Raw genomic sequence first — 4,372 nt, forward strand, 5'->3', positions numbered from 1 at the left:
CTACTGAAAACGGCGGGTCTCTGAATTGGCCTTTTTAGGCGGTTTGCTGCCCCTGGGCAGGCGGGGGCGTGGGGTCCTTTTTCATGGCGATCTTGAGCAGGATCGGCGTGATCAGCGTCGTGACGATGACGACGACGACGATCGCGGGGAACAGGCTTTCGCTGATCAGCCCGGCCTGCGCGCCCTTCTGGGCGACGATCAGCGCGACTTCGCCGCGGGAGATCATGCCGATGCCGACCGAAACCGATTCATGCATATTGAAGCCGCACACCTTCGCGCCCAGGCCGCAGCCGATGATCTTGGACAGGATCGCCACGGCGAGCAGGATCAGCGAAAATACGACCAGCGTGCCCGTCATGCCGGTGACCACGGTCTTGATACCGATGCTCGCGAAAAACAGCGGGGAAAAGAACATATAGGAGATGACGGTCATCTTTTTGGCGATATATTCACGGGTACGCATGATATTGCACAGGATCAGGCCGGCAAAGTACGCGCCCGTGATGTCCGCGATGCCAAAGACGACCTCGGAAATGTAGGCCAGGATCAGGCAGAACACCAAGCCGACGATCGCGACGCGGCGCTTTTCGCCCCAGGCCTTGTCCATTTTTTTGAAAACCTGGTACGCGCCGAAGCCCACGATGGCGATAAAGACGAAGAACAGCAGGATGCGGATGAACACGCTCGCCGGGTTGACCGACGGGTCGGCAAAGCCGGAGATCACGGTCAGCACGATCAGGCCGAGGATATCGTCGATGACGGCCGCGCCCAGGATGGCGGTGCCGACCTTGCCGCGCAGCTTGCCCATTTCGCGCAGGGTTTCCACCGTGATGGAGACCGAGGTCGCCGTCAGCACGACGCCGATAAAGGTCGCCTTGAGCACGTTCGCCGGGTCGGCCGTGTCGGAAAAGAACGCCATATAGCAGCCGAAGCCGCAGGCGAGCGGCACCACGACGCCGATGACCGCGATGACAAACGACGCGAAGCCGGTTTTCTTAAGTTCCTTGATATCGGTATCCAGGCCGGCGGTGAACATCAGCACGATGACGCCGATCTCGGAGACCTTCATCAGGAAATCGGTTTCCGTGACCATGCCGAGGACACTGGGACCGAGGATCACGCCGGCGAGCAGCGCGCCGACGACTTGCGGCATATGTACGCGTTCACTGAGCAGCCCTAGCACCTTTGTAGACAAAAGGATGATCGCCAGGACGAGCAGGAACTGATAGGATTCCATAAATAACACCTTCCCCCATGTATTTGCTTCTGGACTGGCAATGTGTTATTATACACGGTTCAACCTGGAAATGCAAGAAAATCTGAAACCATGAAAGAATTTCTGCACCGGGGGCAAAAACTTTTTGCCGGGGAAGGCAGTTTTTTGTGGGTGTGGACAAAAAAAGGGGAAGGCCGCCCGCAGGCGGCCTTCCCGGAAAGATAGGGATGGAGGAAGCGTTTTTTCAGAGGGGCTTTGCCTGCCCGCGTAGGGTTTCCGCCGCGCCGACGAGCTTTTCCAGCTCGTTATGGAACGCCGCGAGCGCGTCGCCGTCCACATTGTAATGGAGGAACAGGTCTTCCAGCTGGCCGACGAGCTGCCCCATGCGGTCGTTGACCTGGACAAAGCGCGGGAAATTCTTGGAGTTGTGCGCGTTGCGGAAAGCCGCGATGTCCACGGTGATAAAATCGATGATCTCCTGCGCGTCTGAAAACTTGCCCTGCGGCAGCGGGTAGGGGCGCATGCGCTGCAGGAAGTAGCGGCTGTCCTTGGTGATGTTAAAGACATAGGAGACTTCGACGCCCCCGCCGAGGTCGAAATTCGCGATATGCATCATGCTGTGCACCTCTTTGATAGAGGTCGCGCCGAGCTGGCGCAGGGCGACGCCGATCAGGTCGCCGCTGATAGTGTTTTCATTCATGGCGTGTGCTCCTTTCAGTTGCCACCCGGGTCAATACTTGATGGCCAGGAAGATGGTGGAGATGACGATGGACAGGATCATCAGCGGGAAGCTGACCCGTAAGAACTGCATAAACGTGATGGGGTGGCCGTCCTTGGCGGAAATGCCGGACAGCACGACGTTTGCGGATGCGCCGATGAGCGTGCCGTTGCCGCCGAGGCACGCGCCGAGCGAGAGCGCCCACCAAAGCGGGGTCACGTCCATGCCGCCCTGCTGCATGGTCAGGATGAGCGGGATGAGCGTCGCGACAAACGGGATGTTGTCAAGGATGGCGGAGAACAGGGCGGACAGCCACAGGATGACCAGCATCGTCACCATGGGGTGGCCGCCGGTCGCGGAGAGCAGGGCGTTGCCCAGGAGCTTGATCACGCCGGTCTCCACCAGGCCGCCGACGACGACGAACAGGCCGGTGAAAAACAGGATGGTCGACCACTCGACGCCGAGGATGGTCTCCTCCGCGTCCTGCCTGCCGAGCAGCAGCATGACCGCCGCGCCGGCCAGCGCGATGGTGGCCGATTCCACGCCCAGCGCGTCGTGGAAAATGAACGCGAGCGCGATCAGCACGACCATGACGATGCTTTTCATCATCAGCGGGCGGTCCTTGATGGCCTTCTGCTCGTCAAGCTGCATGACCGCCTGCATGGCGTCCGCGGCGACCGTCATTTTGCGGCCATAGATCACGCGGAAGCACAGCAGCGTCGCAATGATGATGAAAATGACCGCGACGCCGGTGTTTGCGAAGAAATCGGTAAAGCTCAGGTGCGCCGCGGAGCCGATCATGATGTTCGGCGGGTCGCCGATCAGGGTCGCGGTGCCGCCGATGTTGGAGGCCAGGATTTCGCCGATCATGAACGGCACGGGGTCGACCTTCAGGATGCGCGTGATGGCGAGCGTCATCGGGCCGATCAGCAGGACGGTCGTGACGTTATCCAGGAACCCGGAAAGCACGGCCGTGATCAGGAAGAACATGACCATGATGCGCCAGGGGTTGCCTTTGGCGATTTTGGCCGACTTGATCGCGATATATTCAAAGATGCCCGAGTTTTTGACCACCGCGACGAACAGCATCATGCCGATCAGTACGCCGATGGTGTTAAAATCGATGTAACCGACCGCTTTGTCCACGGTCAGCAGGTGGCACAGGAGCAGGATGACCGCGCCGGAAATCGCCGCCACCGCACGGTGCACCCGTTCGGACATGATCGCGACAATAACCGCGAGAAAGATGATAATGGACAGGATTTGCTGTAAATTCATTGCATATGACCTCCCTATTGACGCCAAGGCGCGCAAAAGCGGCCGGACGCCTGCAGTATTCTGCTTGTGTCAGCCATTATACGCCCGGGTATTTGGGATTGCAACGGCGTAGGGTAACAAAAAACGGAAGATAATAATTTTAAATAATGACCGTGTAACTACATTGCACAGGCCGGCGGACGCGCGGGGGCGGCGTTTCGGGGAAATTGCCGAAAGGGTGCGAAAAAAGGCCCATCCCTATTTCAGAGACGAGCCTTTTATCCGCGTATTAAGTACCTGTTACGGATTAGCCCTGGGCAATCGCGCCTACGGGGCAGCCGCCAGCACAGGAACCGCAGTCAACGCAAGCGTCCGCGTTGATAACATACTGGCCGTCACCGGCAGAGATCGCGCCGACAGGGCACTCGCTCTCGCAAGAACCGCAGCTGATGCAAGCGTCAGAAATTACATATGCCATGGGAAAGCACCTCCTGATTAAAATTACTCTTACATTGTAGCATAAGTTTTCGAAAAAACAAGCCGTATATCCCATGTTAGCGGGGTATAACATTTTCCCGAAGGGAAACCTGGGCGTTTTGGCAAATTGTCCGAAAGCGCGCCGGGGCGGGGGCGCGGGAGGCGTTTGTCGGCCTTGCAGGTGGCTGTGGGGCCGTCACATAAGGTCAGGGAAGGTCAAATAAATTGAAAACGCTTGAAAAACAGAGATCCTGTGAGCAAACGGGATTTCCTTTGGGATAACGGCGGATTATCGGAAATGCAAGGTCAGGAAAGGTCAGAAACCGGGTTGCGCTTTGGCGGCGCTGTGCTATAATAGAGACAAAGGTCAGGAAAGGTCAAAGGCAGGGAAAGTCAGAAATCCGGCCGAGGCCTTGCAAGATAGATTGGAGATGACGGATATGAAGATGAGCGATGTGATCGCCGACTTTATCGGCGAGATGCTGTCGGACGGCGGCGGCGTCGCCGAGCTGCAGCGCAAAAGCCTCGCGGACCATTTTTCCTGCGTGCCCAGCCAGATCAATTATGTGATTGAGACGCGCTTCACGCCGGAAAACGGCTACCTGGTGGAGAGCCAGCGCGGCGGCGGCGGCTATATCCGCATCATCCGGCTGATGGACGACAAGCAGCGCACGCTGGTCGAGGCGGCGCGCGGCATCGGCGGG

5 protein-coding genes are annotated in these 4,372 nt (G+C 58.3%); 1 reads left to right on the plus strand and 4 read right to left on the minus strand.

Annotated elements, in window-relative coordinates:
* Nucleotides 1-34: 34 nt before the first annotated feature.
* From CZ203_RS04980 to CZ203_RS04995, 4 genes are all read right to left on the minus strand, one after another.
* Nucleotides 35-1,237 (minus strand): cation:proton antiporter, encoded by a 1,203-nt coding sequence (locus CZ203_RS04980; RefSeq protein ID WP_087065067.1) that lies wholly within the window; start codon nucleotides 1,235-1,237, stop codon nucleotides 35-37.
* Between the two features lie 223 nt (nucleotides 1,238-1,460).
* Entirely contained in the window at nucleotides 1,461-1,916 is a 456-nt protein-coding gene (locus tag CZ203_RS04985) for a hypothetical protein (protein WP_087065068.1), read from the minus strand.
* A 30-nt stretch (nucleotides 1,917-1,946) separates the two neighbouring features.
* A complete protein-coding gene (locus CZ203_RS04990; protein WP_087065069.1) occupies nucleotides 1,947-3,212 on the minus strand; it encodes an ArsB/NhaD family transporter in 1,266 nt (421 codons plus the stop codon).
* Nucleotides 3,213-3,498: 286 nt separating this feature from the next.
* A complete protein-coding gene (locus CZ203_RS04995; RefSeq protein WP_087065070.1) occupies nucleotides 3,499-3,669 on the minus strand; it encodes a DUF362 domain-containing protein in 171 nt (56 codons plus the stop codon).
* Nucleotides 3,670-4,108: 439 nt separating this feature from the next.
* Between CZ203_RS04995 and CZ203_RS05000 the strand changes: the two genes are divergently transcribed.
* The coding region (locus tag CZ203_RS05000; RefSeq protein WP_143436137.1) for a CtsR family transcriptional regulator at nucleotides 4,109-4,372 on the plus strand (264 nt) is incomplete at its 3' end.

The organism is Intestinibacillus massiliensis (genome assembly GCF_900155735.1).
Taxonomy (GTDB): domain Bacteria; phylum Bacillota; class Clostridia; order Oscillospirales; family Butyricicoccaceae; genus Intestinibacillus; species Intestinibacillus massiliensis.